This window comes from Azoarcus sp. DN11 (assembly GCF_003628555.1).
Taxonomy (GTDB): domain Bacteria; phylum Pseudomonadota; class Gammaproteobacteria; order Burkholderiales; family Rhodocyclaceae; genus Aromatoleum.
The window spans coordinates 200,646-224,029 of the sequence record NZ_CP021731.1 but is presented as its reverse complement, the minus strand read 5'-3'; the positions used below and the strand labels follow the sequence as shown (position 1 = coordinate 224,029).

At 67.0% G+C, this 23,384-nt stretch carries 16 protein-coding genes; 2 read left to right on the top strand and 14 right to left on the bottom strand.

What is annotated here, in order from left to right; genetic code table 11:
- Nucleotides 1-108: 108 nt before the first annotated feature.
- The 3 genes from recD to recC are packed head-to-tail and all read right to left on the bottom strand — an operon-like array spanning nt 109 to nt 9,583.
- Nucleotides 109-2,247 (bottom strand): exodeoxyribonuclease V subunit alpha, encoded by a 2,139-nt coding sequence (gene recD, locus CDA09_RS00975; RefSeq protein WP_121426911.1) that lies wholly within the window; start codon nt 2,245-2,247, stop codon nt 109-111.
- The gene (gene recB / locus CDA09_RS00970) at nt 2,244-6,002 is read right to left on the bottom strand and encodes an exodeoxyribonuclease V subunit beta (protein ID WP_121426910.1); all 3,759 of its coding nucleotides are present in this window, start codon (nt 6,000-6,002) and stop codon (nt 2,244-2,246) included. The genes recD and recB overlap by 4 nt, the downstream gene beginning before the upstream one ends.
- Nucleotides 5,999-9,583 carry an exodeoxyribonuclease V subunit gamma gene (gene recC, locus CDA09_RS00965; protein ID WP_121426909.1) on the bottom strand — a complete coding sequence of 1,195 codons (3,585 nt, stop codon included), beginning with the start codon at nt 9,581-9,583 and terminating at the stop codon, nt 5,999-6,001. Before recC ends, recB begins: the two co-directional genes overlap by 4 nt.
- A gap of 220 nt (nt 9,584-9,803) precedes the next feature.
- Between recC and CDA09_RS00960 the strand changes: the two genes are divergently transcribed.
- Nucleotides 9,804-10,757 carry an SdiA-regulated domain-containing protein gene (locus tag CDA09_RS00960; protein WP_121426908.1) on the top strand — a complete coding sequence of 318 codons (954 nt, stop codon included), beginning with the start codon at nt 9,804-9,806 and terminating at the stop codon, nt 10,755-10,757.
- Nucleotides 10,758-11,107: 350 nt separating this feature from the next.
- On the top strand, nt 11,108-11,668 hold the full coding sequence (locus CDA09_RS00950) for a glycine zipper 2TM domain-containing protein (RefSeq protein WP_121426907.1): 561 nt from the start codon (nt 11,108-11,110) through the stop codon (nt 11,666-11,668).
- A gap of 307 nt (nt 11,669-11,975) precedes the next feature.
- Here the strand turns inward: CDA09_RS00950 and CDA09_RS00945 are convergent, their stop codons facing one another.
- From CDA09_RS00945 to CDA09_RS00895, 11 genes are all read right to left on the bottom strand, one after another.
- Entirely contained in the window at nt 11,976-12,707 is a 732-nt protein-coding gene (locus CDA09_RS00945) for a LamG domain-containing protein (RefSeq protein WP_121426906.1), read from the bottom strand.
- Entirely contained in the window at nt 12,704-14,065 is a 1,362-nt protein-coding gene (locus CDA09_RS00940) for an ABC transporter permease (protein ID WP_217351273.1), read from the bottom strand. Before CDA09_RS00940 ends, CDA09_RS00945 begins: the two co-directional genes overlap by 4 nt.
- Nucleotides 14,052-14,786, bottom strand: a complete 735-nt coding sequence (locus CDA09_RS00935; protein WP_121426905.1) for an ABC transporter ATP-binding protein — start codon at nt 14,784-14,786, stop codon at nt 14,052-14,054. Before CDA09_RS00935 ends, CDA09_RS00940 begins: the two co-directional genes overlap by 14 nt.
- A 4-nt stretch (nt 14,787-14,790) precedes the next feature.
- On the bottom strand, nt 14,791-16,233 hold the full coding sequence (locus CDA09_RS00930) for a sensor histidine kinase (protein ID WP_164844349.1): 1,443 nt from the start codon (nt 16,231-16,233) through the stop codon (nt 14,791-14,793).
- A gap of 7 nt (nt 16,234-16,240) precedes the next feature.
- Nucleotides 16,241-17,272 carry a porin gene (locus tag CDA09_RS00925; protein ID WP_121426903.1) on the bottom strand — a complete coding sequence of 344 codons (1,032 nt, stop codon included), beginning with the start codon at nt 17,270-17,272 and terminating at the stop codon, nt 16,241-16,243.
- A 67-nt stretch (nt 17,273-17,339) separates the two neighbouring features.
- A complete protein-coding gene (locus CDA09_RS00920; RefSeq protein ID WP_164844348.1) occupies nt 17,340-19,028 on the bottom strand; it encodes an ammonia-forming cytochrome c nitrite reductase subunit c552 in 1,689 nt (562 codons plus the stop codon).
- 152 nt (nt 19,029-19,180) lie between these two features.
- On the bottom strand, nt 19,181-19,879 hold the full coding sequence (locus CDA09_RS00915; protein WP_121426901.1) for a response regulator: 699 nt from the start codon (nt 19,877-19,879) through the stop codon (nt 19,181-19,183).
- Nucleotides 19,880-20,244: 365 nt separating this feature from the next.
- On the bottom strand, nt 20,245-20,667 hold the full coding sequence (locus CDA09_RS00910; RefSeq protein ID WP_121426900.1) for a chromate resistance protein ChrB domain-containing protein: 423 nt from the start codon (nt 20,665-20,667) through the stop codon (nt 20,245-20,247).
- A gap of 4 nt (nt 20,668-20,671) precedes the next feature.
- Nucleotides 20,672-21,055 carry a hypothetical protein gene (locus CDA09_RS00905; RefSeq protein WP_502697098.1) on the bottom strand — a complete coding sequence of 128 codons (384 nt, stop codon included), beginning with the start codon at nt 21,053-21,055 and terminating at the stop codon, nt 20,672-20,674.
- Nucleotides 21,056-21,127: 72 nt separating this feature from the next.
- Nucleotides 21,128-22,300, bottom strand: a complete 1,173-nt coding sequence (locus CDA09_RS00900; protein WP_121426898.1) for a chromate transporter — start codon at nt 22,298-22,300, stop codon at nt 21,128-21,130.
- A gap of 34 nt (nt 22,301-22,334) precedes the next feature.
- On the bottom strand, nt 22,335-23,276 hold the full coding sequence (locus tag CDA09_RS00895) for a chromate resistance protein ChrB domain-containing protein (RefSeq protein WP_121426897.1): 942 nt from the start codon (nt 23,274-23,276) through the stop codon (nt 22,335-22,337).
- Nucleotides 23,277-23,384: the final 108 nt, after the last annotated feature.

Sequence of the window (23,384 nt, the reverse complement as noted above, 5' to 3'; positions counted from 1 at the left end):
CTATCCGATTCAGGTAATAACGGCTATCCGTCACGAATTTCCGCATACGGATCACTTGGCATTCGGCCTATCCCGAAACACCCGCGGGGCCAGTGCGCGGCGGCCGGCTCACACGGAAGACGGGCCAGCCAGCAGCCCGCTCGCGCGCAACACGCGGCGCTGCACCGCCTCGTCCAGCACGCGGTCGGGGCCCGCCGTTGCCAGCGTCAGCCGCTCGCGCGCGCGCGTGATGCCGGTGTAGACGAGCTCGCGCGTGAGCACGGGATTCAGCGCATCGGGCAGCAGCAGCGCGGCATGCGCGAATTCCGAGCCCTGCGACTTGTGCACGGTCATCGCATACACGGTCTCGACCGCCTGCAGGCGGCTCGGCAGCACCCAGCGGATGGCGGCCGTGCCGTCACCGGCGGGGAAGGCGACGCGCAGCGCCCACTGCGGTTCGCCGCCGTTCGCGGCGGGCCGCGGGCGGGCCAGCGTGATGCCGATGTCGCCGTTCATGAGGCCCAGGCCGTAGTCGTTGTGGGTGACCAGCACGGGCCGGCCGAGGTACCAGCCGTGGCTGGCCGGGATCAGGCCGGCCGCATGCAGCAGGCGCGCGACGCGCTCGTTGAGCCCTTCCACGCCCCACGGTCCGCGGCGCAGCGCACACAGGAGCTGGAACCGGCCATGCGCGGCGAGCACAATGCGCGCCCAGTCGTCGAAGGCGGCCGGGTCGGCATCGGCGCTCGGCTGGCCGTCGCGCAGGGCCGCAAGGTAGTGGCCGAAGCCCACGGGCGGCGCCAGGGCGGCGTCGCCGCTGCGGCCGCCGCGCCCTGGCGCGGGGAAGTTCGCCCCGCCGCCGTCGATCACGAGGGCGCGGAAGGCGCCATCATCGCCGGCCGCGACGCGCACACGCGCGAGATCCGCGCAGCCCCGCGGCCACAAGGCGTGCATCGCCGCGAGATCGCCCGCGTTCACGGCCTCGGCGAGGCGCCCGATGCCGCTGTCGGCGCTGAAGCGGTGGCTCACGCGCAGCATCGCGACGGCCTGGTCGAGCGGTCCGCCCTGCGGGTCGACGAGGGCGGCGTCGAGGCGCGCGCCCGCGACGTCGACGAGCCAGTCGCGCGTCGCCGGCGTGTAGCGGCCTTCTCGGGCGCCGGCGCACAGTTCGCCGAGCACGGCGCCGGCCTCGACCGAGGCGAGCTGGTCCTTGTCGCCGAGCAGCACGAGGCGTGCGTGCGCGGGCAGCGCGGCGAGCAGCGCGGCCATCATCTCGAGGTCCACCATCGAGGCCTCGTCGACGACGACCACGTCGAGCGGCAGCGGATTCGCCGCGTCGTGGCGGAAATGGCGCGTGTCGGGGCGGCTGCCGAGCAGGCGGTGCAGCGTGCTCACCGCGGTCGGGATCGCCGCGCGCACCGCTTCGCCGCCGGGCAGGTCGGCGAGCGCGAGCTTCTCAACGGCGCCGGCGATCGATTCGTTGAGGCGCGCCGCGGCCTTGCCGGTGGGCGCGGCGAGGCGGATGCGCAGCGGGCGCTGCGGCGCGCCGGTGAGGGCGAGGCTTTGCAGCAGCGCGAGCAGTCGCACGACGGTGGTGGTCTTGCCGGTGCCGGGGCCGCCGGTGACGATGCCGAAGGCGCTGCGCGCGACGAGGGCGCAGGCGAGCTTCTGCCAATCGACCGCATCGTCTGCCCGCGGCGGGAAGAGCGCGTCGAGCGCCTGGCGGAAGGGGGCGGGGTCCGGCGCCGCGGGCGGGGCGGCGAGGCGCGCGTCGATGCCCGCGCGCACGTCGCGCTCGTACTGCCAGTAGCGGCGCAGGTAGACACGGGTGCCGACGCAGACGAGGGGGGTGTTGCCGGCGCCAGGGGCGACGAGGAGCGGGTGGTCGAGCGCCGCGCGCCAGCATTCGAGCGTGACGCCGGCGAGCACTTCGTCGGGCAGCGGCGGCAGGTCGCTCTCGTCATCCCCTTCGGGCGGCAGCGACAGCGCGAAGCGCGGGTCGGCGAGCGTCGCGGCGAGGTCGAGGCAGACGTGGCCGCGGCCGAGCTGGTGGCTCGCGAGCGCGGCGGCGAGGAGGAGCAGCGGGTCGGCGTCGGGCGCATGGTCGCGCAGGAATTGCGCGAAGGCGCGGTCGAGCGGGCGCAGCCAGCCGTGCTCGACCCAGCGCCGCAGCAGCTGCGGGAGGCCGGCGAGGAGCGCCGCCGGCGCGGGATCGAACAGGTCGCCCATCAGCTCGGCGCCGGGACGGCTGCCGCGGGTCGCACGGGTCATCGCACGCCCTCCCCGGCCGTGACGGCCATGCCGAATTCGGCGTCGAGCGCCTCGATCAGCGCGCGCGGCGGGCGTTCGCAGTGCAGGCCCCGCGTCGGCGCGTGGCTGCCGCGCAGGAAGAGGTACACGGCGCCGCCGACATGGCGGTCGTAGTCGTAGTCGGGCAGGCGCGACTTGAGCAGGCGGTGCAGCGCAAAGAGGTAGAGCACGTATTGCAGCTCGTAGCGCTTCGCGAGCACCGCGTCGCGCATCGCCTCCGCGGTGTAGGCCGCGTCGTCGGGCCCCAGCCAGTTGGATTTGTAGTCGGCCACGTAGTAGCGCCCCCGGTGTTCGAAGACGAGGTCGATGAAGCCCTTGAGCATGCCGTTGAGCTGGCCCGGGGCGAGCGCGGGCCGCGGCGCGGCGGCGAGCGTGTGCCGGTGCACGAGGGCGTCGAGGCGGGCGAGGTCGGCGTGGTGCGCCTCGAACCAGAATTCCATCTCCGGGCGGGCGCCCGCGAGGTCGGCGAAGCGGGGCGTGGCGCCGTCGGGCAGCGGCAGCGGCGTCGCGACGAAGTCGATCAGCCAGCCCGCGAGCGTGTCGGTCCAGTGGCTCCAGCCGCGCACGGCGCAGCGGCGCGCGATCATGTCGCGGGCGCGTTCGGGCGCCGCGAGCACGCGACCGAAGCCTTCGCGGGCCGCCCATTCGAGGAGTTCGTGGAGGAAGGTGCCGGGGCCGGCGCCGCGCGCGAAACGGTGCAGGCGCGAGTCGCCCGCGGGGGCGGCGGGGACGCCGGGCGTTTCGTCGAGGATCTCGGAAAAGGTATCCTCGGCGGGCGTGTCGGCAGCGGGCGGCAGGCTTTCCGCGGCGGCCGCGGAGGCTTCGCCGGCAAGGGCTTGCGCGCTGCCCGCCTCCGCGGTGCGCAGCGCCGAATAGCTCGCGATCCACCAGGCTTCGCGCACCGGGCGGCGCGGCTCGCGCGCGGCGCCGATGGCGGTCTGGGCGGTGCGCGGCGTGAAGCGCTCGCGGGTCGGTTCGGGCGCGGCCGCGATCGCGATGTGTTCGCAGTCGCCGCGCAAGGCGGCGAGGGCCGCGGGCAGTTCATCCGCCGCGATCGCCGCGCCGCCCGCGAGGAGATGGCCGAGCGCGCTGCGGTCGAGCTTGTCGACCGGTGCGACGCCGATCCAGGTCGCGTGGCGCGCGCGCGTCAGCGCGACGTAGAGCTTGCGCAGGTCCTCGCCGAGGCGTTCCCGGTCGGCGCGCGGGAGGTCGTCCCCCTCCGCTTCCAGCACCAGCCTGAGGCGGCCCGCGTCGTCGTGCAGCTTGAGCGGCAGGTCGGCCGGATCGACGACGCGGCAGGTGCACGCGAAAGGCAGGAACACGAGCGGGTACTCGAGGCCCTTGGACTTGTGCACGGTGACGACCTGCACGAGATCGGCGTCGCTTTCGAGGCGCAGCTTGCGCGCGTCGTCGCCGTTCGCGGCGTCCGCGCGCTGTTCGGCCAGATGGCGGATCAGCGCGTGTTCGCCTTCGAGCGCGACGCTCGCGTGCTGCAGCAGTTCGGCGAGATGCAGCAGGTCGGTGAGCGCGCGTTCGCCGTCGGGCGGTGCGCCCTCTCCCGCACCGAGGAGCCGCCGCGGCACGCCGAAGTCGCCCAAGAGGCGCCGCAGCATCGGCAACACGCCCTGCCGGCGCCACAGCTGGCGATAGTCGCGGAACTGCAGTACGCGCGCTTCCCACTCGAGCTCGTCGCGGCGCAGGCGGTCGAGTGCGGCCCAGTCGAGTCCGAGGCAGGGCGTGGCGAGCGCGGCGCGCAGCAGGCGCTCGTCGTCCGGCTCGGCGCAGGCGGCGAGCCACCGCTGCAATTCGGCCGCCTGCGGGCTCGCGAACACGGATTCCTGGTCGGAGAGATACACGCTGCGCACGCCGCCCGCGGCCAGCGCGGCGCGCACGGCGTCGGCCTCGGTGCGGCTGTTCACGAGGATCGCGATGTCGGCCGGGCGCAGCGCAGCAAGCGGCTCGCCCTCGCGCGCGAAGCCTGCCCGACCCTGCTGGCCGAGGTTCAACAGGCGCACGATCGCGGCCGCACAAGCGGCGGCCATGCGCGCGCGGTAGGGGCCCGCCGTGAGCGCATGGCCGTTTTCGCCGGCCTCCAGCGTCCAGCAGGTCAGCGCGACGACGGGCGCGTCATCGACGACAAGGCGCTCGCGCCGGCCGTGGGCGACGACCGGCTGGAAGGGCACGGGGTTGTCGTCCTGCGCGCGGAACAGGAAGGCGCCTTGGCCGTCCGCGCGCGCCTCGGCCTGCGCGAAGCAGCGGTTCACCGCGGCGACCATGCCGTCGGTGGAGCGGTAGTTGGTCCCCAGCGTGAAGAGCCGCCCGCCGGCGTCGCGGCGCGCGCGCAGGTAAGTGAAGATGTCGGCGCCGCGGAAGGCGTAGATCGCCTGCTTGGGATCGCCGATCAGCACGACGCCGGTGTCGGGGGCGTTCGTATCGATGCGATAGACGCGGTCGAAGATGTCGTACTGGACCGGGTCGGTGTCCTGGAATTCGTCGATCAGCGCGACCGGGAACTGCGCGCGGATCACTTCGGCCAGCCGTGCGCCGTTGCGCTGCTGCAGGGCGGCGGCAAGGCGCGTGAGGAGATCGTTGAAGCCCATCTGCGCGCGGCGCTGCTGCTCGGCGGCGAAGCGCCGGGCAACCCAGCGCGCGGCGAAGCGCAGCAGCTCGGCGCGGGCGTCGGGGAGCTGCGCCAGTTCGCCCCGCAGGGACGACAGCGCTTCGAGCGCGGGATGCCGGGGCGCCTCGCCGTCCTTCCAGGCTTCGGCGAAGCCCTCGGGCGTCAGCCGCTTCCACGCCGAATCGGAGAGCGCGGGCGTGACCTGGTCCGCATCGACGATCCAGGCGCGCAGGAGGTCGAGCCAGTTGTCGTAATGCGCCTTCTTGAGCTTGTGGCCGTTGATCTTCTTCGCCGCGACCGCGCCGTCGAACAATTCCTGCAGCGCCTCGATCCATTCCGCCCACGGGGCCTTGAGTGCCGCGAGCGCGCGGGCCTTTTCGTCGCGCGCGGTGGCGATCGCCGCGGCCGGCACGGGCGCATCCTCCAGCGCCTCGGCGTGTTCGACGAGCTTGCCGAGCTGCGCCAGCAGCGCGTCCGGGGTCGCCCACCAGCCGGCGATCTGCGCCACCGCGCGTTCGTCCAGCGGCACGAAGAAGCTGCGCCAGAAGTCGCGCACGACCTCGGCGAGCAGTTCGCCCTGGTCGGTTTCGAGCTGCTGCGTGAACAGGCTGTCGCTGTCGAAAGCGTGCTCGTTGAGCATACGCCTGCACCAGCCGTGGATCGTCGACACCGCCGCCTCGTCCATCCATTCCGCGGCGAGCTGCAGCTTGCGCGCGCAGCCGGGCCACGCGGCGGGCGGGTAGTCGGCACGCAGGTCGTGCAGGAAGTCCTGGCCGCGTGCCAGCGTGCCGACCGCCGCCGGATCGGCGCGGAAGCACGTCGCGGCCTCGGCGAGGCGCGCGCGGATGCGGTCGCGCAGCTCCTTGGTCGCAGCGTCGGTAAAGGTCACGACGAGGATCTCGGGCGGCGTGAGCGGGCGTGCGAAGGCCGCGTCGCCGCCGTGGCCGAGCACGAGGCGCACGTACAGTGCGGCGATCGTGAAGGTCTTGCCGGTGCCGGCGCTCGCCTCGATGAGCCGGCTGCCGTGCAGCGGGAAGGCGAGCGGGTCGAGCTTGCGGGCGGGGCTCGGGTGGGCAGTCGTCATGGCGGCGGTCATGCCTCGGCTCCCTGCGCGAGGCCCAGCTTGTGGTCCTTGGCCGTGCCGATCCCCAGATAGACCGGCCGCAGCAGTGTGTCGGCGCGGCGCGCGAACTCGCCGTCCGCCCACAGCGCATCGAAATCGGGCCATGCGCGCGCGAGATAGGGGCTGTCCTCGATCTCGCCGCGGCGCCAGAAGCCGTCACCCTCGTAGGCGAGGCGCGCGGCGCGGCCGGCGTCGCTGTCCTTCGGCGTATCGCTGCGCCCGCCCGCTTCGATCCACGCGAAGGCGGTCTGCGCGGCGAGCGGCAGCGGGCGCACGAGGCCTTCATGCCAGGCCTGGAGCAGGTCGTGGAACCAGCCGCACGCGGCCTCGACGTCGAGCGCATCCATGGGTGCGTCGCCGACCTTGCCGACGACGTGGCTCGTCAGCGGTACGCCCGCGAGGTGGCCCGCGACGTGTGCGATCCAGTGGCGCAGCAGCTTGTCGCGGCGGTACTTCCTCTGCTTCGTCACCACGCCGCTGCGTTCCAGCACGATGCGGCCACGCCTACCGTCCGCGCTGCGGCGCAGGCTGCCGAGGCGATCCGCGACGGCGAGGCGCGCGCCACCGACCTCGTGTTCGAACATGATTTCCTCGTCCGGCTCGACCGCCTCCGGCCATTCGTCCAGCGCCTTGGTGTAGCGCTCGAAGAGGTTTTCCATCGGCTCGGCAAGCTGCGCCTGCATCAGCGCCGCGAAGTGCCCGGGCGCGAGTTCGCCGCGTCGCTCGATGCGCGCGAGCGTCCGCGCCAGCGCCTCCTCGCGCGGCGCGTCATGGCGCAGCGCGTCATGGCGCAGCGCGTCGAGCTGGGCGGCGATGAGTTCGTCCTGCAGCTGCCAGTTCTCCAGCGCGTCGAGCGCGAAGGGTTCGTGGTCCTCGCTCGACGGATCGGGCAGCTCGAAATACACCCCGAGGCGCCGGCGCAGGAAGACCTTCGCGGGCTCCTTGAGGAAATCGGCGAGCTCGCGCAGGGTCAGCGGCTCGGTCTCTTCGAGCGGGGGCAACGCGCCCGCTACAGCAGCCTCGGCGGGGGCGGCATGGCCCTCGCGCCATTCGCGCGCATAGGTGAAGAGCGGCGTGGCGCTGCCGGCGGCGGGGAAGTAGTCGGCGCTGAAGGGCTGCAGGCGGTGCTCGACGGTGAGCGCGGCGAGGAGGCGGTCGCCGGCATCGTCGCCGTCCTCCCCCGCGAGCCGCCAGCCGGCCGCGAGATGGTCGCGCAGCTGCCCGACCAGCACCGACGGCGGGCGCTCGGTGTTGTCGTGGATGCTGCGCCCGACCCAGCTCACGTGCAGGCGTTCGCGTGCCGAGAGCAGCGCTTCGAGGAAGAGATAACGGTCGTCCTCGCGCCGCGAACGGTCGCCGGGGCGGTAGTCGCGCCCCATCAGGTCGAAGTCCATCGGCATGCGCGTGCGCGGGTAGTCGCCGTCGTTCATGCCGAGCAGGCATACGTGGCGGAAGGGGATCGCGCGCATCGGCATCAGCGTCGCGAAAGTCACGGCGCCGGCGAAGAAACGCTGCGACAGGCCCGATTCGTCCATCTGCGCGAGCCAGTGTTCGCGCACCACGGACAAGGGGAGCGCTTCCGTGAGATCGGCCGCGGCACAGGCTTCCTGCCACGCCTGCAGCGCCGCCTCGAGGCGTTGCAGCGTGAAGGCGCCGCTGCCGTCGGCGGGATCGAAGAAGTCGGCGAGCAGGCCGCGCAGGCGCGCGCACCAGTCGTCGACCGTCGCCGGATCGCGCAGCATCCGCCAGCTCGCGTCGAGCCGCTCCAGCAGCGCCGCGAGCGGACCGACGAGCCCCGCGTCGAGGCCGCCGATCTCGTCGTACGGCTCGATGCCCTGCCAGGCCCCATCCGTGTCGCTCGCGCCGCCGACCGCGTAACCCAGCAGCATGCGCCGCAGGCCGAAGAGCCAGGAATTCTGCTCGGCGCCGTCGGGCAGGCCGAGGCTCGCGCGCTGCTCGGCGTGCAGGCCCCAGCGGATGTTGGCGCCGCGCACCCAGCGGTGCAGCAGCGGCACGTCGTCCTCGTCGATGCCGAAGCGCGCGCGCAAGGCCGGGACTTCGAGGAGGTCGAGCACGTCGGACACGGCCACCCGCGACTGCGGCAGGCCGAGGAGCTTTTCGACCGCGTTGAGCAGCGGATCGTGGTGGCGCAGGCCCTGGTCGGCGACCGTGAAGGGGATGAAGCGCGGATCGTCGGCGTCCATCAGGCCGAACACTGCCTGGATGTGCGGCGCGTAGGCGTCGATGTCGGGGACCATCACGATCACGTCGCGCGGGCGCAGGCTGGCGTCGGCGTTGAAGGCCGCGAGCAGCTGGTCGTGCAGGATCTCGACTTCGCGCTGCGGGCCGTGCGCGACGTGGAAGCGGATCGAAGGGTCCGACGCCGGATCGACCGCCGGCCAGCGGGCGCGCGTCTCGGCGAGCGGGCGCAGGTCGCGGATGTCGTCCTGCAGCTGGTGCAACAGCGAGTCCTCGCCGTGCGATTCGAAGAGGTCGATGCGCTGGGAGAGTTCCGCGAACTGCGACGCATAGCGGGCGCGCGCCTCGCCCGCGTCGTGCTCGTCGAGGAGCCCGATGAAGTCGCGCCCCTGCTTGCCCCACGCCGCGAGCAGCGGGTGGGCATGCAGGTGCAGCGCCTCTTCGGCCAGTACTTCCGGCATGCCGGCGCGGCGCGACTGCCGCGAGCGCCCCGCGCGCAGCAGGTCCTTGTCCGCGATGATGTCGGCCCAGTAGTGCTCGCAGGGGTTATGCACGCACAGCAGCACCTGGCTCCACTGCGCGATCGCGGCGAGCACTTCGAGCGTCTGCGCCGGCAGCGAGGAGATGCCGAAGACCATCACGCGGCGCGGCAGCGCAGGCGGGCGCGCCGCGCCCTGCAGCCGCGCGACGGCGGCGAGGAAGCGCGTATGCACGGCCGCCCGGCCGCTGCCCGCTGCGGCCGCCCCGACGTCTTCGAGCAGCGCCCGCCACAGCGCCGGCTGCCAGCGCTGCGCGGCCGGCAAGGGCTCACGTCCGCCACGCGCGGTCAGCACGACATCGTCGCCCTCGGCCCACGCCGCGAGCCAGTCGGCGCGATACATCTGGTACTGGTCGAAAAGGTCGGCGAGGCGCTCAGCGAGCTGGTGGCGCTTGCGCAGGTCCGCGTCGTCGGCGAGGAAGCGCGCGAGCGGCGCGAACTCCGCGCGCACCAGCAATGCCGGCAGCAGGCGCATCAGCCGCCACACCAGCCGCGGCTTGTCGAAGGGCGACACCTCGGGCACGGCCTCCATGCCCAGCACCGCGCGATAGGCCTGCCACACGAAACGCGACGGCAGGAAGGCATCCAGCGCCGCCGCGATGCCGCAGCCGCCCGCCGCCTCGTCGGCCGCCAGCGCCATCTTCAGCCACTGCGCGATGCCATTGCTCTGCACGAGGATCAGCTCGTTCTCCAGCGGCGCCAGCGGATGGCGCTTCATCCACGCGACCAGCACGTCGCGCAGCGCCTCCGGGTGATTGCCGTGAATCACCATCAGCCCGCCGCCCGGTTCGCCCGCCAGATCGTCCTCGCGCCCCATACCTGTTCCCGTCTCCCGCACACTCTTCCGCCGCCGCCGCGGCCACGGTACGCACTCTAACGCCCGCTCGCGACAATCCATGTCGCATAGCGATGTCCGTGGAAGCCACTTCCGCCGCGCAGCCGGCTACAGTAGCACGCGACCCGCACCGGTCGACAAGCGCCTGAAACATTGGCCTGCGAGACTGGACGCTGCATGCACGAACACACAAGGCAGCGCCATGACCACCCTGTCGAATCCCCTCTCGAAACGCCTCGCGAAACCTCTCGCGTTCCCCCGACCGAATGCCTGGTGGGGCGGCATCGTCGCGGCGCTGGCGCTGGGCCTCGCGCTGCAGGCCGACCCCGGGCTGCCCGACCGCGCCTTCGCCGCGACGATCGCCGCGCTGAAGCCGGCCCGCCCGCAAGGCACGGTCAGCGCATTGACCGACTACCGCGTGAGCGTCGAGGCCCGCCCCGTCGCGGGCGTCACGCGCAAGCTCTCCGGCCTCGCGTGGGACGCGCAGCGCGGCCACCTGTGGGCGGTCGGCAATGAACCGCCGCAGCTCCTCGCACTCGACGCCCGCGGCGAAGTGCTGGCGCGCCATCCGCTCGCCGGCTTCCACGACGTCGCCGGCGTCACCGTGCTGGGCGACGGCCGTCTGCTGCTGGTCGAAGCGCACCAGTCGCTCGTCGTCGCGCCCGTCCCGGCCGGCCCCGACGCAGTCCTGTCGCGCGACAACCTGCCGACGCTGACGCTCGCGCCGGGTGACGGCATCGGCGCCGGCATCGCAGGCATCGCCTACGACGAGGCCGGCGACCGCCTCTTCGTCACGGAACACGCGCCACGCAAGCTCCACGAGATCCGCGACCTGCAGGCGAGCCTCGCCGGGCAGGGCGACGCCCGGATCATCGACCGCGAGGCCTGGCTGCGCGGCAAGCTCCTCGCCCGCGACCTTTCCTCGGTGCAATTCGACCCGCGCACCGGCCACCTGCTGCTGCTCAGCGCCGCCTCCCGGCTCGCGCTGGAGATCGACGCGGACGACGGCCGCCAGATCGGCTACCAGGGGCTTGGCGCGGGCTTCGCCGGCCTCGCGGAGAGCGTCCCGCAGGCGGCCGGGATCGCGCTCGACGGGCGCGGCAGCCTCTACGTCGTCAGCGAACCCAACCTCTTCTACGCCTTCCGCCCCGAATAAGCGGCAAACGCCTCTCCCGGGCGGGAACGAAGCGCGCCGGATCGTCTCAAACGCCGCATGGATACGCTCACCCGCGCGCTTTCGGGCGCCTGCTCGCCGCACGGCGTCCGGTGACCGCTTCCACCGCGGCCGCAACCCCCTTCGCAACGACGGCGCCCCTGCCCGTCCGGCAGACGATCGCCGCCGGTGCGGCGGCCGCGGCCTTTCCCGACCTCGATTTCGTCCCCGGTTACATTTCCGAACGACGTTTGGGTATCTCTTTGTTTCCCCACCCGAACCGGCAGCGGACGCGGAAGTAGAATCGGTTACCGCGAGTTCTTCGCACCAGATTCGGGAACCACTGAGAACCTATGGATAAATCGATGATGCTGGGCATCGGGCTGGGGGCGCTGGGCGTCACCGCCGGGGGTGCCGTCGCCACCTACAACCTGGTCGACCACGGACCGAAGTACGCCGAGGTGGTCGCCGTGCAGCCGCTCAAGGAAGCGGTCAAGACGCCGCGCGAAGTGTGCAAGGACGTCGTGGTGAATCATCGCGCCCCGGTCAAGGACCAGCACCAGATCGCCGGCACGGTGGTCGGTGCGCTGGCCGGCGGGCTGCTGGGCAACCAGATCGGCGCAGGCTCCGGCAAGAAGGTCGCCACCCTCGCCGGCGCGGCCGCCGGCGGTTATGCGGGCAAGAAGGTCCAGGAGAACATGCAGGCCAACGACACCTACAGCACCACCGAAACCCGGTGCAAGACGGTGACGGACACCAGCGAACGGGTGATCGGCTATGACGTCAAATACCGGCTCGGCGAGCAGCTCGGCCACGTGCGCATGGACCACGAACCCGGTGAGCGCATTCCCGTCAAGGATGGCCGGCTGGTCCTGACCGGGGCGCGGAGTGCGGACGCGGGCTCGGGCAGTTGATCCGGCCCGCCGGAGCGATCGGCAGTTCCCGCGAGGTTCGGCCGGCCGCCACCGACCCACACCTGCCGTTCGGCGCTTTGGGTTTCCAACGGCAGGTAACTGAGTCTGGCAGTCATTCGGCGTAATCACCCAGCGACAGGACGTCGGCCCCAAATTGCACAACTGGACGCACACAACTTCCTGCTGGTGTGTGTTGTGGCGGCATTGAGCGCATGGCCGGTATTGAAACTCCAGCCAGTGCTGGTCGTCGCTAGACGCTGACGAGAGGTTAATCTTTGACCCAGGCAGTTCAAAGGGCGCGCCCTGATCACTGTGTTTTCGCGGTTTCGACGCGGAAGTCGTCGAAATACACGACGCTGTCCGCTTTCGACCAGACGCCAACTCGGCCGGAGACAGGTTCGGAAAGCGTGTGTTCGAGATACAGCTTGCCGTCAAGGTAGCCTTTGACGTTCTTTCCCTGAACAACCAGACGCAAGTCATGCCACTGCTTCGAGGGCGTCGGCGTGTTCCGAATCCATTTGACCGCGCTGCGATTGCCGCGCTCGTACTTGAACAGGACCAGGTTATCTTCCAGGCAGTTGGCACGCAGAATCAGATAGTCGCCGTTGGGTTTAAGGTTGAAGGCGATACCCGCCCCTTGGTCGATGCGACCGCTGATCCCCTTGAAACGGAAACTGATCTCTCCCTCGCGGAAATCTTCCACATCCTTGGCGACGGCCAACGGGTAGTACGCGTAGGATTTCACATTATCGAGAAATTCGGCGTAGCGCTCGCCATACAGCGCCCTGGCCTTGTCGGCGATTCCCGCCGTGGGCTGGTTGCGCGACCACGTCGAGCCCTCGACGGCCAGCACAACGTTGTCTCCGTCCTTTGCAATGGCCCAGTTGCCAACGGTGGCAACAAAGCTGGTGGGTTCGGCGCCGACCTTCTCCGTCGAAAAGTCGATTTTCATCTCCGTCGCCGCCGCGGCCGCGGCCGGCAAGATCGCGACCAGTGTGACGCCGCATATCAGTGACCTAAACAGATTGGCCGAATTCATCTCTTCTCCTTTCCAATGTCATGCCTTGGCGTCATCCGCGAGAAGCGCCAGAATATGAGTGTCAGCAGGGGGAAACCGCAATAAAACCAGTAACCCGACCAGGCGACATCCGCCACTAGCGGATAGCCTGGGTAGGGTGTCGCATCCTCCGACTGTACCGTGACGTCGGCCAAGCCATGGATGATCGACAAGATTTCGCGCGGATCGCTGGAACGGCTTTCCATCCGCTTGCCCGCATATTCGTAGATGATCAGCCCGTAGCGTTGGTCGCCCGAAGAACCGAACAGCCCGACTCTCCCGGCATCGCCGAAACCGACTTCCAGCCCCGGCACCTGCCGCCTCAACTTGCTCAGCACGTTGGTCTCGATATCCTTCAGACGGCTATCGTCCGGGGAAAGATTCAGCGTAATGATCAAGCGCTGCGGCATGCGGGCCAGCGCCGCCTCCTCCGCTGCGCCGAAGCTGTTGCGACGATCCTCGCTGAAATCGCGATAGAAGCCTGCGTGGCCGGAAGCCGCCAGCAACAATCCAGCGGCGGCAGCAACGCACAGGCTGCCACCGATTTTTCGGGATAGGCGGCGACCGCAGGAGAGCCAAAGCCCCGCCGCCACGATCAGCGAGAGGCCCAGCAGGATGGTTTCCAGTACCTGGGGCAACCCGAACAAGCCATGCTCGAACTGCCGCAATAGTGCGGTCAATGAAAGGCGCGAAGCCGTCTGCACCCAGTCCAGCTGGCTGCTGCCGGCGGCGAAGTCCAACACCCAGAATCCCAGTGTAAAGGCCAGGGCGACAATCGCGGCGGTCGCCACAGAATCTGCGACCGCCGCCGCAAAGAAAGCGATGCCGGTGACGGCAAAACCGTACAGCGCATGCCCCAGCAGGAGGTTGGTCAGTTCCGGCAAATGGGTGTGCCCTCCCGCGACACCCCAGATCGCCGTGGCCGACAAGGCGGGAATCATGGCAAGGCACCAGGCAACGCCGACGGCCAGCGTTTTGACGGTTAGCAAGGTTCCCATGCCTACCGGGTACTGCTCGGCCAGTTTGGCGGCCCCGGATTGCTTGTCCTGGCCGACGACACGGATGGCGACGAAAGGGAACAGTAGGGTTATCGCCATATAGAGCGATCCCAGGGTCGGCACGAGAATGCCATCCAGGGGCGTCATGCCGCGCCGCAATTCGGGAAACTCCAAGGCTGACTTGCTGGCCTCGCCGAACAGAGAAACCGCTTGAATGAAACTGTAGCCAACCAGCGGGGAAAGCACCAACAGCATCGCCCACAGTGCCTTGGAGGCGAGGACGCCACGAATTTCATGCCGCAGCAGAACCCGCGCTATCCGCAAACGATCAGGTAAGCGCAAGGAACACCTCCTCCAGGGAGCCGTGGGACAGATCGGCCTGCTGGCGCAACTCGGCCAGGGTTCCGCATCCGAGAACCCGCCCGGCATCCAGCAGCAACAGCCGGTCGCAGATGCGTTCGGCATCATTGAGTTGATGGATCGAGAGAATCAGTGTCCGCTTTTCTGCGGCGATTTCCCGCAACAGAGCCATGACCCCAAGGGTCTGGCGCAAGTCGAAGCCATCGAAGGGCTCATCCAGAATCAAGACGGGATGCGGCGTCAGCAGAGCCAGGGCGAGCAGCAAGCGCCGCCGATACCCCTTGGACAAGGCGGACGTCGCTTTCCCCAGGACGGGACCCAATGCCAGGCGGTCGATCGCAAGCCTCTCATCGGCCAGGCTTCGGCCGAACATCTCGCGAAAGAAACCAGTGATTCGGCAGACGGGTTGTTCCGCCCAAGGGGTAATCCCGTCCGGCAGGTAGAACATTGCCTCCTTGCGCCTGCCGGGCGCAAGCCGACGCCCACGGAACGTCACCTCGCCGGCATCGGCGGGCTGCAATCCCGCCAGGCATTCCATCAGTGTTGTCTTGCCTGCCCCGTTCGGCCCGATGATTCCCAGAATTTCGCCGGGATAGACCTCGAAATCGGCTTGGACAAGCGCCTGATAGTCACCGAACCGTCGGGACAATCCTGCGACCGCCAGCACACTCGGAGGAGGAAGGGCGCTAATTTCGCCTTGCATCGACTCAGTCCGCTTGTTTCGAAAGGGGCAGCGTCATTCTGAACACGCTCCCGCCGGGATCCCCCCGCTGGACAACGATTCTTCCCCCATTGGCCTCGACGGCCCAACGTGCGATGGCCAGGCCGAGCCCGAATCCGCCTTCCTTGCGGCTGCGCCCAGAGTCGATGCGGTAAAACCGATCGAAGACCTTGGCGCGATGCTCTAGGGCGATTCCCGGCCCGCTGTCCTCAATCTCAAGAATCGCCCTGCCGTTATCGCAGCGCGCCACGACCCTGATAGGTCCCTTTTCCGGACTGTACTTGATGGCATTGTCCAGAACGTTGAGCACTGCCTGCCGCATGACGCTTCGATCCCCCATGACCGGCAGCTGTCCGGCGCGATTATCGAAGAGGAGTTGCTGAGATTTCTCCTCGGCGAGAATCTGAAGATGACTGGCCGTTTCCTCGCCCAGTTCCGCCAGATCGAACGGCGCGGGATTCAATGGAATGCGTCCGCCGTCCGCCCTGGCCAGGGTTAGCAGGCTTTGCACCAACTGGGCCAGTCGATCCGACTCTTCCAACATGGCCCCGATGATTTCACGGTAGCCGGCTTCGTCGTGGCGCTCGCGCAGCGCGACCTCGCCGACACTGCGGATAACCGTCAGCGGGGTCCTCAACTCGTGGGAGGCGTCGGAGGTGAATCGGCGCAGTTGCTCGAAGGATCCTTCGAGCCGGGCAAACAGATCGTTGAAGGTGGTACCGAGGCGGCCCAGTTCGTCGTTGGGGTTGGCGATGGGCAGACGGGCGTGCAAACGGTCAGCGGTGATGGACTGTGCCTCATCAGTCATTTTCGAGACAGGCGCCAGCGCCCTACCTGCCAGCCAGTAGCCGGCAATTCCGGCAGCCCCGATGGCAAGCGGCAGGCCGACGGCGAGCACCCAAAGCAAGGAAGCCAATTCCCGCTCGATCTGCTCCTCGGGAAATGCCGCGCGAATGACGGCGCGAATCCCGTCCACCTCGACCTCCCGCTGCAACACCCGAAGCGACACACCGCTGCTGAGTCGGGTCGAGAAAAAGCCGGGCGCTCGCCTACCGAAGGGCAGGGCCTCCGGATTTCGGTTCTTCGCGTAACCGCCGGTTAGGCGATAAACCAAAGTCCCGTCGGTTAGATGTACGTCGACCCACAGCATGTTGGCTAAGGTCACGTAACCGTCGACCCGCTCTCCGGGCATTCGCCAGGACAGTTGCCCGGTAGCATCTCGCACCAGCGCTTGCTCGGCGATCTCGACCTCCTGATCGAGGCGATGGTCGATCTCGACGCCGAAGCGCTCTCGCACCGTCGTGTAGACGAAAGCCGCATAAATAACGAGCATCATGCCCAATGCCGCGGCATAGCTCATCGACAGCCGCGCGCGGATACTTAGCGCGGCCCACCGCCATGCCGGCGACACGCCTTTTTCGGATTTCATAGAGTCTTCAGAAATTATGGCGAACTCCCAGCGCCAAAGAGGTGTTGGACGCTCCCGTCGGGGTATGCTCAAGGAAGCTGTAAGAAGCGTTGGCATCGTTCTTGATCCGGGTGACGAACCCGTAGATCTTGGTTTTCTCGGTCAGGTTGTAGTTGTAGCCGAGGGTGCTTTGCGTGGCGCCACTATCGGGGCGGCCGGACCAATTGCCGGCAACGCCGTAATTGACGTGAAGCTCATGCTTGCCGAACGGATATTTCACTGCGACCCGCGCATAGTTGCGATGCGAGGACGACCCGCCCTCGGGAAGGCTCGCCGCCCTCTCGACCACGCCGGCAAGGACGATCCCTTGGATTGTTGTGGCGGCGCCGATCGTCCATGCCTTGTTGACGTCCAGATCCCGGCTTTCGGCGTACCCGCCGGCGATCCACGACTCGCCGTACTCGTAGGTCACCGCGAACTCGTCATGACGCGGATTCGAGGCGTGCGGCTTGCCGTTGTCCTTGTCCAGGAAGGCGTGCAGCACCTCGACCTTGACCGGCCCGGAGAAGGGAGCACTGTAGTACACGGATTTGGTCATCCGCCCCCCCGTCGCATCCTCCCAAAGAAGCTTGTCGGAGGATCGGCCGCTGTCGTGGTTGTGCATGCTGATTTCATCATACGTGGCATGATAGAGAGGGCCTTCCATCTTGCCGAGGCGCAACGTTCCCAGCGTCTCATTCTTGATGCCGACCCAATTGTCACGGGTCTTGAGTATCCATCCCGCGTGATCATCTTCCGGCCGGATACGTCCTTCAAGCTGAATCATCACCGATGTCTCGTCGGAAAGCACCTTGCCGGCACGCATGCCGAGGCGGGAACCGTTGTCCACGAGATCGGTATCGGCGCCGCTGCCGCCGATTCTTGCCCGTTCGACGGTGGCGTTGATCCGCCCGTACAGCGTCGGCTCACCGAACACAGGCTCGCCGGCTACGGCAGGGAGCGATACGACCGTGACGACGCAGCCGGATATGATAGGGAACAGGATGGTTTTGAAAGTCATGGGTAGAGACTCTTACTGCGAAAAGGGGGAAGAGAAACTCTCCCCTCTTGTCGGTTGCAGGAAACGCTTATTTGCTCTTGACGGCCTTCTCGGCCAACTTACGCGCCTCGGCGATGTAGTTCATGGCTTTCTCCTGGTTATGGAACCCCATGCTGCCATCGAGCAAAACGAAGTTCAGCTTGCCGCGGGCGTCCGCCATGAGCTTCTTGGCCTCCGCCGACTTGCCTTGCTCGGCCTTGGTCAACACGGCCTCCACGGCATCGATCTCGGCGCGCGTCATGGACTGCTTCTGCTTGAGCACGACGTCGAGCGTATTGATGTCGAAAGCAGGGGCCTGAGCGCCTGAAGCCAATTTATTGCCTTCGACGTGGCAACTCGTGCAACTGCTGCGGATTTCCTGGCGCAGTTCCAACTCCGGCTTTGCCACCATGAAAGTGTGCGCGGTGACATCCCAGGGATGCGGCTTGGTCGCGGTCTTGTCGGAGCGGTAGCCGATCTTCGGCATGTGGCAGTCGACGCACTGCACACCGGCCTTCTCCATCGGACTGTCCTTGAACATCTCGGCGTTGGGCCGCTTCGCATAGCCGCCGCTGGCATGGCAGGACACGCAAAGCTGTTCGGGCTTCATTCGCAGCTGCGCGTTCTCCCATTCGCCGTGGAAGGTATGGCAAGTCAGGCAACTCATGCCAGCCTTGCTGAAGTGCTTGCTCTTGGTGAAGTCCTGCCACTGTTGGCGGTTGCGCGCGGCCCAGTCGTTGACCCAGAAATAATGGTTCTCCGAGTGCTTGGGGGTGCTCGAATAGTTCCAGAAGCGCGCGCGGGTCGTCATGTCCACATCGCCGGGGCGAAAGCCCAGTTGGAAGTTGATGTCGGGAATTTCCTTGTTGCTGTGGCGCCCATGGCATTGGGCGCACATTTCGAGCTGCTGAAGGCTGTTGAGATCCTTGAGCGGATGCACGATGGTGGTCGCCTCGGGCGCGAGCTTCTTGCCGGCCGCCTTGGCCTCCTCCGCCTCGGCGACGTGCTTGCTCGCCGGGCCATGGCAGCGCTCGCAGGCGACGGCCATCTCGCTCGTGCCATTGGGCTTGGCCTTCCAGACACCCGCCTCATCCTTATAGAAGTCGTTGCCGGTGGTATGACAGCCCGAACACTTGGCTTCGGCGAAGCGATTCTTGGGCAGTTCCTCCGGCTTGCGGGGGCGGCCGTCGGGCGTGCCGTCGGCGATCACCCATTCATCGGGGCGGTAGGAGTTGACGATCCAGCCGTTGTTGGCCACCGACCAGCGCAGGATGCCCGGCAACAAGTTGTCGCCAACCTTGATTTCATATTGCTGGTCCCACTTGCCGCCCAGTGCCTTGTAAATCTCGTAGGTCTGGTTGTTGGCGGGATTGTCCTGGTCGAGCACCGTGAAGAAGAACTTGTCTCCCTCGCGGTGGGCGCGGACCTGGAAGGTGAGCTTGATCTCCTTGCCGTCCTTATCCTTGGCCGGATGGCCGTCCTTGTCCTTGATCGCCACGTCCTTGTAGGTGACGATGCGGTTGTTGAAATCGCCGACGACGACGTCGGGCGTCGCCAGGCGTTGCATCTTGGAATGCCAGGTGTTCTTCCACTCGCCGTACTGCTTCTCGTGGCAGGACTTGCAGCTATCGCTGCCGGCATACTTGGCGTCGCCGAAGAACTTCTGCCCCGATTCGACGCGGTGGGCCTCTCGCGCCGCCGAGAACGTTTCCGTCGGCGTCAGCGTCGTTTGCGCCATTGCAAGATGGGCCAGCCCGGCCAACCCGAATACCGCTATCGCCCTGCCCCAACGGATTGTTTTCCGTGCTATTTCTGTCATATTCATTATGCATTCTCCCTAAGAACAACAATAACGCTAGTTCGTCACCCCTCGGCCGCCTCCATGTCCGGTCAGACGTCCAATCCGCCCGGTGTCGTCTCGCGCACCGTGAATCCGACTCCGCGCAGCGTGTGGATCAGCTTGGCCGCTGAGGTGCCGTCCACCTTCTTGCGCAGGCGGGCGATATGGACGTCGATTACGTTGTCCAGCGGTGTGGCCCGCTGGACCTCGTTCCAAACGTCCCGCGCCAGCATTTCGCGGGAGACGATCTGCCCTTCGTGGCGCAGCAGGTATTCGAGGAGTTCGAATTCGCGGCCCGTCAAATCGAGAAGTTGGTCGCCGCGAGTGACTCTGCGCGTAAGCAAGTCGATTTCCAGATCGGCCACTCGCAGGCGAAGAATCTCGTCGGCCCGTCCGCGGCGGATCAAGGCGCGGATCCTGGCGAGGAGTTCCGGAAACGCGAACGGCTTGACGAGGTAGTCGTCGGCGCCGCTGTCCAGCGCGCGTATGCGATCCTCAACGGCATCCCTTGCTGAGATGATCAATGCAGGGGTTTGCAGGCCCCGCCCGCGCAAGGCGGCCAGCGCCTCGAAGCCGTCTCTCCCCGGCAACATCAGGTCGAGAAGCATCAAGTCAAAGACTTCCGTGTTGACGAGGAAGAACCCCTCTTCGCCGCTGCAGGCCAATTTCACTTCGTAATGCTCGGCCTCGAGCCCCTGCTTGAGGGCCTCGGCTAATTTGAGTTCGTCTTCGACGATCAGGATGCGCATGACGGAATGGAAAGATTGGACAGGAGATATGCTAGAGAGGCTGTAATCCTGACTCCACTGAAGAGTTTCTGAATTTCTCGTCAGGATTGCGTATCCGATGCCCCATCGGTTTGCGGACTGCAGAGTCGCCACAGCGCATAGCACCGGAATGCAAGGCTGGCAGCCAGGAGAACGCCGGGAGGTCGTGCTCGATAAACGTGAAAATCGGCACGGAAGCGTCCGATGCTCTGCCCGTCGGCGAGGATGACGGAAGGGTCCCAGGCCGGAGCGAGCAACGGCGGCAAGCACTCCTGCGCAACCATGCGTTCGACGCCGTTAGCGAGCAGCGCATTGGCGACCAGGAGCAACAGAAACCCTGTTTCGCGTCAGCGAATTTCCGCACAGCAGGCATAGAGGGCGTCGTAGATCACCATGCCGTATTTGAGCATCTCGTGGTCGTCCTCGAAATTGAGGGACAATCCCTTCGAGATGGCCAGGAGCCCGGCCGCTTCCTTGGCCAAGTCGGGCCGACCGGTGTCGGCGGCGCGGACAATAGTCGCCAGCTTCTGCAGGGGCGGATCGGCCAGTTCGTACTTGGCGATGAAAGCGTCGAAGCTGCACTGGTCGCCATGGTGGCCCAACTCCACCCCGGATACGTCATAGGGAATGGACCCGGTCTCGGCGGCGATCTTCATTACCTCGCCCGACGGCACGTAGAGAAACTCCGGGCTCTCGTCGATGAAGCGAGCAATCAGCCAAGGGCAGGCGATGCGGTCGATTTTCGGGCGCTCGCGGGTAATCCATTTCATGGGGTCACTCCTTCGATGGAAGGGATTGAATGGGGGTCAAGGTCCCTGAAAAGGCTTCGTAGCCATCCCGGAACATCCGGACCTCATGGCCGCGCAGCCGGACCTCGTAGCACTCTTCCTCACTGCCGCGCCGGCTCCAGGTGTAGCACAGGTATTTCCCAGTCACTTTCCAGGTGCCCCGGGCGGGCTTCCCCATGTTCATGCCGGTGAGCAGGCCGTCGCGATGGAATTGATCGGCGTAATGCACGCCGTCACCCAGGTCCTGGTCGGCAAAGAGCGCCTGCAGCGCCTTGCCGCTGACGGCGCGCCAACCTGCCCCCTCCTGTCCAGCACTAGCCGTGCTAGCGAAGCCCAGGGCAGCCAGCAGCCAGAGAACATTCTTCAGCACGGACAAGCCTGACAGCTTCGTCGGGTCGCACGACAGCGGCATCCGTGCATAGGGAATGATGGCTCCTCCAACTCAGGGATGCATCAGGGGATACAGGGCAAGACCGAGAGCCGCCGCGACGATCACGACGACGGGTTCCTGAAGCTTCTTGAACTTCCATAGGACAGCCGTCGCCGACACCGCCAGCAAGGCCGTGGGCAGGTCCGTGATCGACCGCTGGGCGATGACGATGACCGAACCCGTGATGGCCCCGACTGCCGCGGCCGTGATGCCATCGACGAACGCGACAACACCGGGCCGCTTGCCGTACTTCTTGAAGTACGGCGCCGGGATGACGGTGAAGAGATAGCATGGCAGGAAGGTCGCCAGCGCCGCGACGCTGGCACCGGGCAGCCCGGCCACCAGATAGCCGATAAAGCCGACGGTGATCACCACCGGCCCCGGCGTGATCATCGCGACGGCGACCGCATCCACGAACTGCTTGTCGTTGAGCCAGTGATACTCCGTGACGACGCCCCCGTAGAGGAAGGGCACGATGGCGAGGCCGGAACCAAAAACGAAAGCACCTGCCTTGGCGAAGAAAAGCCCGATCTGGGTCAGGAGCGCCGGATCGAAGGACGTGGCTAGACCGGCGGCGGGTGGCAATTGCGCCGAAAGAGCCGCGGCCACCCCACCCTTCTTGAGCCATTCCGGCGGCGCGCGCCAGAACCAGACGAGGACACCCGCGGCAATGAACAGCCAGGCAACCTCGGATTCCGTAATGACGGTGACGGCCGCGAGCGTCAGAAAGATCGCCCACAGAAGTTTGTCCTGGCCGACACTCTTCTTCGTCAGCTTGAACGCGCTGATCGCGATGATGCCGATGACTGCCGCACCGACCCCGTAAAAGACCGACTGCATCCATTGCAGCCCGCCGAAGGCGACGTAGGCCCAGCCCAAGGCCACCACCATCAGGAACGACGGCACGACGAAGGCGATGCCCACCAGCGTTGCCCCAAGGAGGCGGTAGTGGACGTAGCCGAGGTAGATGGCGAGCTGTGCGGCAAGCGGACCGGGTGCCATCTGCGCGAGCGCGATGCCTTCCTTGTAGTCCGATTCGCTGATCCAGCCGCGTTGCTCGACGAGGTCACGATGCATGTAGCCGACCAGCGCAACGGGCCCGCCAAAACCCAGCGAGCCGAGGCGCAGCATGTAGAGGACGATTTGCCACAGCGTATAGCTGGGGTGCGTGGATGGTGCGGTCATAGAAACCTCGCTTGGCAGATTTGGGGAAAGCGGGTCACTTCGTCTGTGCGAAGTAGGCATGGAGGGAATCGAGGACGGGGCCGATTTCTTCCAGCAGCTTGTTGTCATCGGTGTGGCGCTGGCGTGCGCCCTCAAGAATGGCCTCGAAGCCCTGACCTTCCGGCGCGAAGCCGTCGCCGACATCCAGGGCATGTACCAAGGCTCCAAGGCGAAACAAGCCTGGATCCGCGTCCAGACCGAAGCTCGCCAGCAGAGTCTCGAAGGTCACGAGGTCGCCGACGTGCGTGAACGCTGCGCCATCGAAGTCGAAACCCAGTGCATCGGCCGGGCATGCGCGGACATCCTCAAGCCAAACGAAGCGGGCATCGCGATCGATGAAGCGCCGGATCAGCCATGCGGAGGCCACTCGGTCCACCCAAAGGTGTGCACGCGTCGCCCATCGGCGGCCTTGGTAGTCAGACAGCTCCAGTCGAGGTACGGCGCCCCCAAATGCTTCAGGCTCGTCGGGGGAGAACTGGCGGGTCAATCGCCGCTCGGCGTCGGCGAGCGTCCGGCGTGAGATGTCGAGCTGCTGGTCCGGGAAAAAATCGGTCGCCGCAATGGCTTCGAGATCCTTGCGTAACTGCCGCATCTGACGACGGGCGTCCGTTTCCGCCGTTTCGGTCAGCCCGTCCTGCACCGTAGCCAGCGCCGCCCGCCATTCCCGATAGGCGTCGCTGCGATCGAACAAGGCTCGCCAAGCCTGCTCCACGTCCGGAGACTGGCCCGGCACATCCAACAGCCAGGCGCTACCTCCTGCGGCGATCAATTCATCGCATAAAGCTGCCAGCCCTGGCCGCGCGGGCTCCTGTGCAGGCAACAGGTAGACGCCATCGCGCAAGTTCGCCGCTCCGACTCCTTTGAGATGGCGCCAGAATCGAAGGCGCAGGCTCCCGGCCTGTCCAGGAAGGGTTGCAATAAGGAGTAGCCAGTTCATGATGTAATAAGTGATTTCCTGTATGAATCACATACTACATCTAAACATTGTGTATTTCAAAAAAAGAAACGTCTGTTACAGCGCACTCTCTCCGTCATCGCTGACTGC

Bases quoted from the DNA above. Each gene is read 5' to 3' on its own strand.
- CDA09_RS00935 (WP_121426905.1), bottom strand. From the start codon at position 14,786: ATGCAAGGCGAAATTAGCGCCCTTCCTCCTCCGAGTGTGCTGGCGGTC.
- CDA09_RS00945 (WP_121426906.1), bottom strand. From the start codon at position 12,707: ATGAATTCGGCCAATCTGTTTAGGTCACTGATATGCGGCGTCACACTG.
- CDA09_RS00960 (WP_121426908.1), top strand. From the start codon at position 9,804: ATGACCACCCTGTCGAATCCCCTCTCGAAACGCCTCGCGAAACCTCTC.
- CDA09_RS00920 (WP_164844348.1), bottom strand. From the start codon at position 19,028: ATGGCGCAAACGACGCTGACGCCGACGGAAACGTTCTCGGCGGCGCGA.
- recC (WP_121426909.1), bottom strand. From the start codon at position 9,583: ATGGGGCGCGAGGACGATCTGGCGGGCGAACCGGGCGGCGGGCTGATG.
- recD (WP_121426911.1), bottom strand. From the start codon at position 2,247: ATGACCCGTGCGACCCGCGGCAGCCGTCCCGGCGCCGAGCTGATGGGC.
- CDA09_RS00910 (WP_121426900.1), bottom strand. From the start codon at position 20,667: ATGAAATGGATTACCCGCGAGCGCCCGAAAATCGACCGCATCGCCTGC.
- CDA09_RS00895 (WP_121426897.1), bottom strand. From the start codon at position 23,276: ATGAACTGGCTACTCCTTATTGCAACCCTTCCTGGACAGGCCGGGAGC.
- CDA09_RS00900 (WP_121426898.1), bottom strand. From the start codon at position 22,300: ATGACCGCACCATCCACGCACCCCAGCTATACGCTGTGGCAAATCGTC.
- recB (WP_121426910.1), bottom strand. From the start codon at position 6,002: ATGACCGCCGCCATGACGACTGCCCACCCGAGCCCCGCCCGCAAGCTC.
- CDA09_RS00915 (WP_121426901.1), bottom strand. From the start codon at position 19,879: ATGCGCATCCTGATCGTCGAAGACGAACTCAAATTAGCCGAGGCCCTC.
- CDA09_RS00950 (WP_121426907.1), top strand. From the start codon at position 11,108: ATGGATAAATCGATGATGCTGGGCATCGGGCTGGGGGCGCTGGGCGTC.
- CDA09_RS00930 (WP_164844349.1), bottom strand. From the start codon at position 16,233: ATGAAATCCGAAAAAGGCGTGTCGCCGGCATGGCGGTGGGCCGCGCTA.
- CDA09_RS00925 (WP_121426903.1), bottom strand. From the start codon at position 17,272: ATGACTTTCAAAACCATCCTGTTCCCTATCATATCCGGCTGCGTCGTC.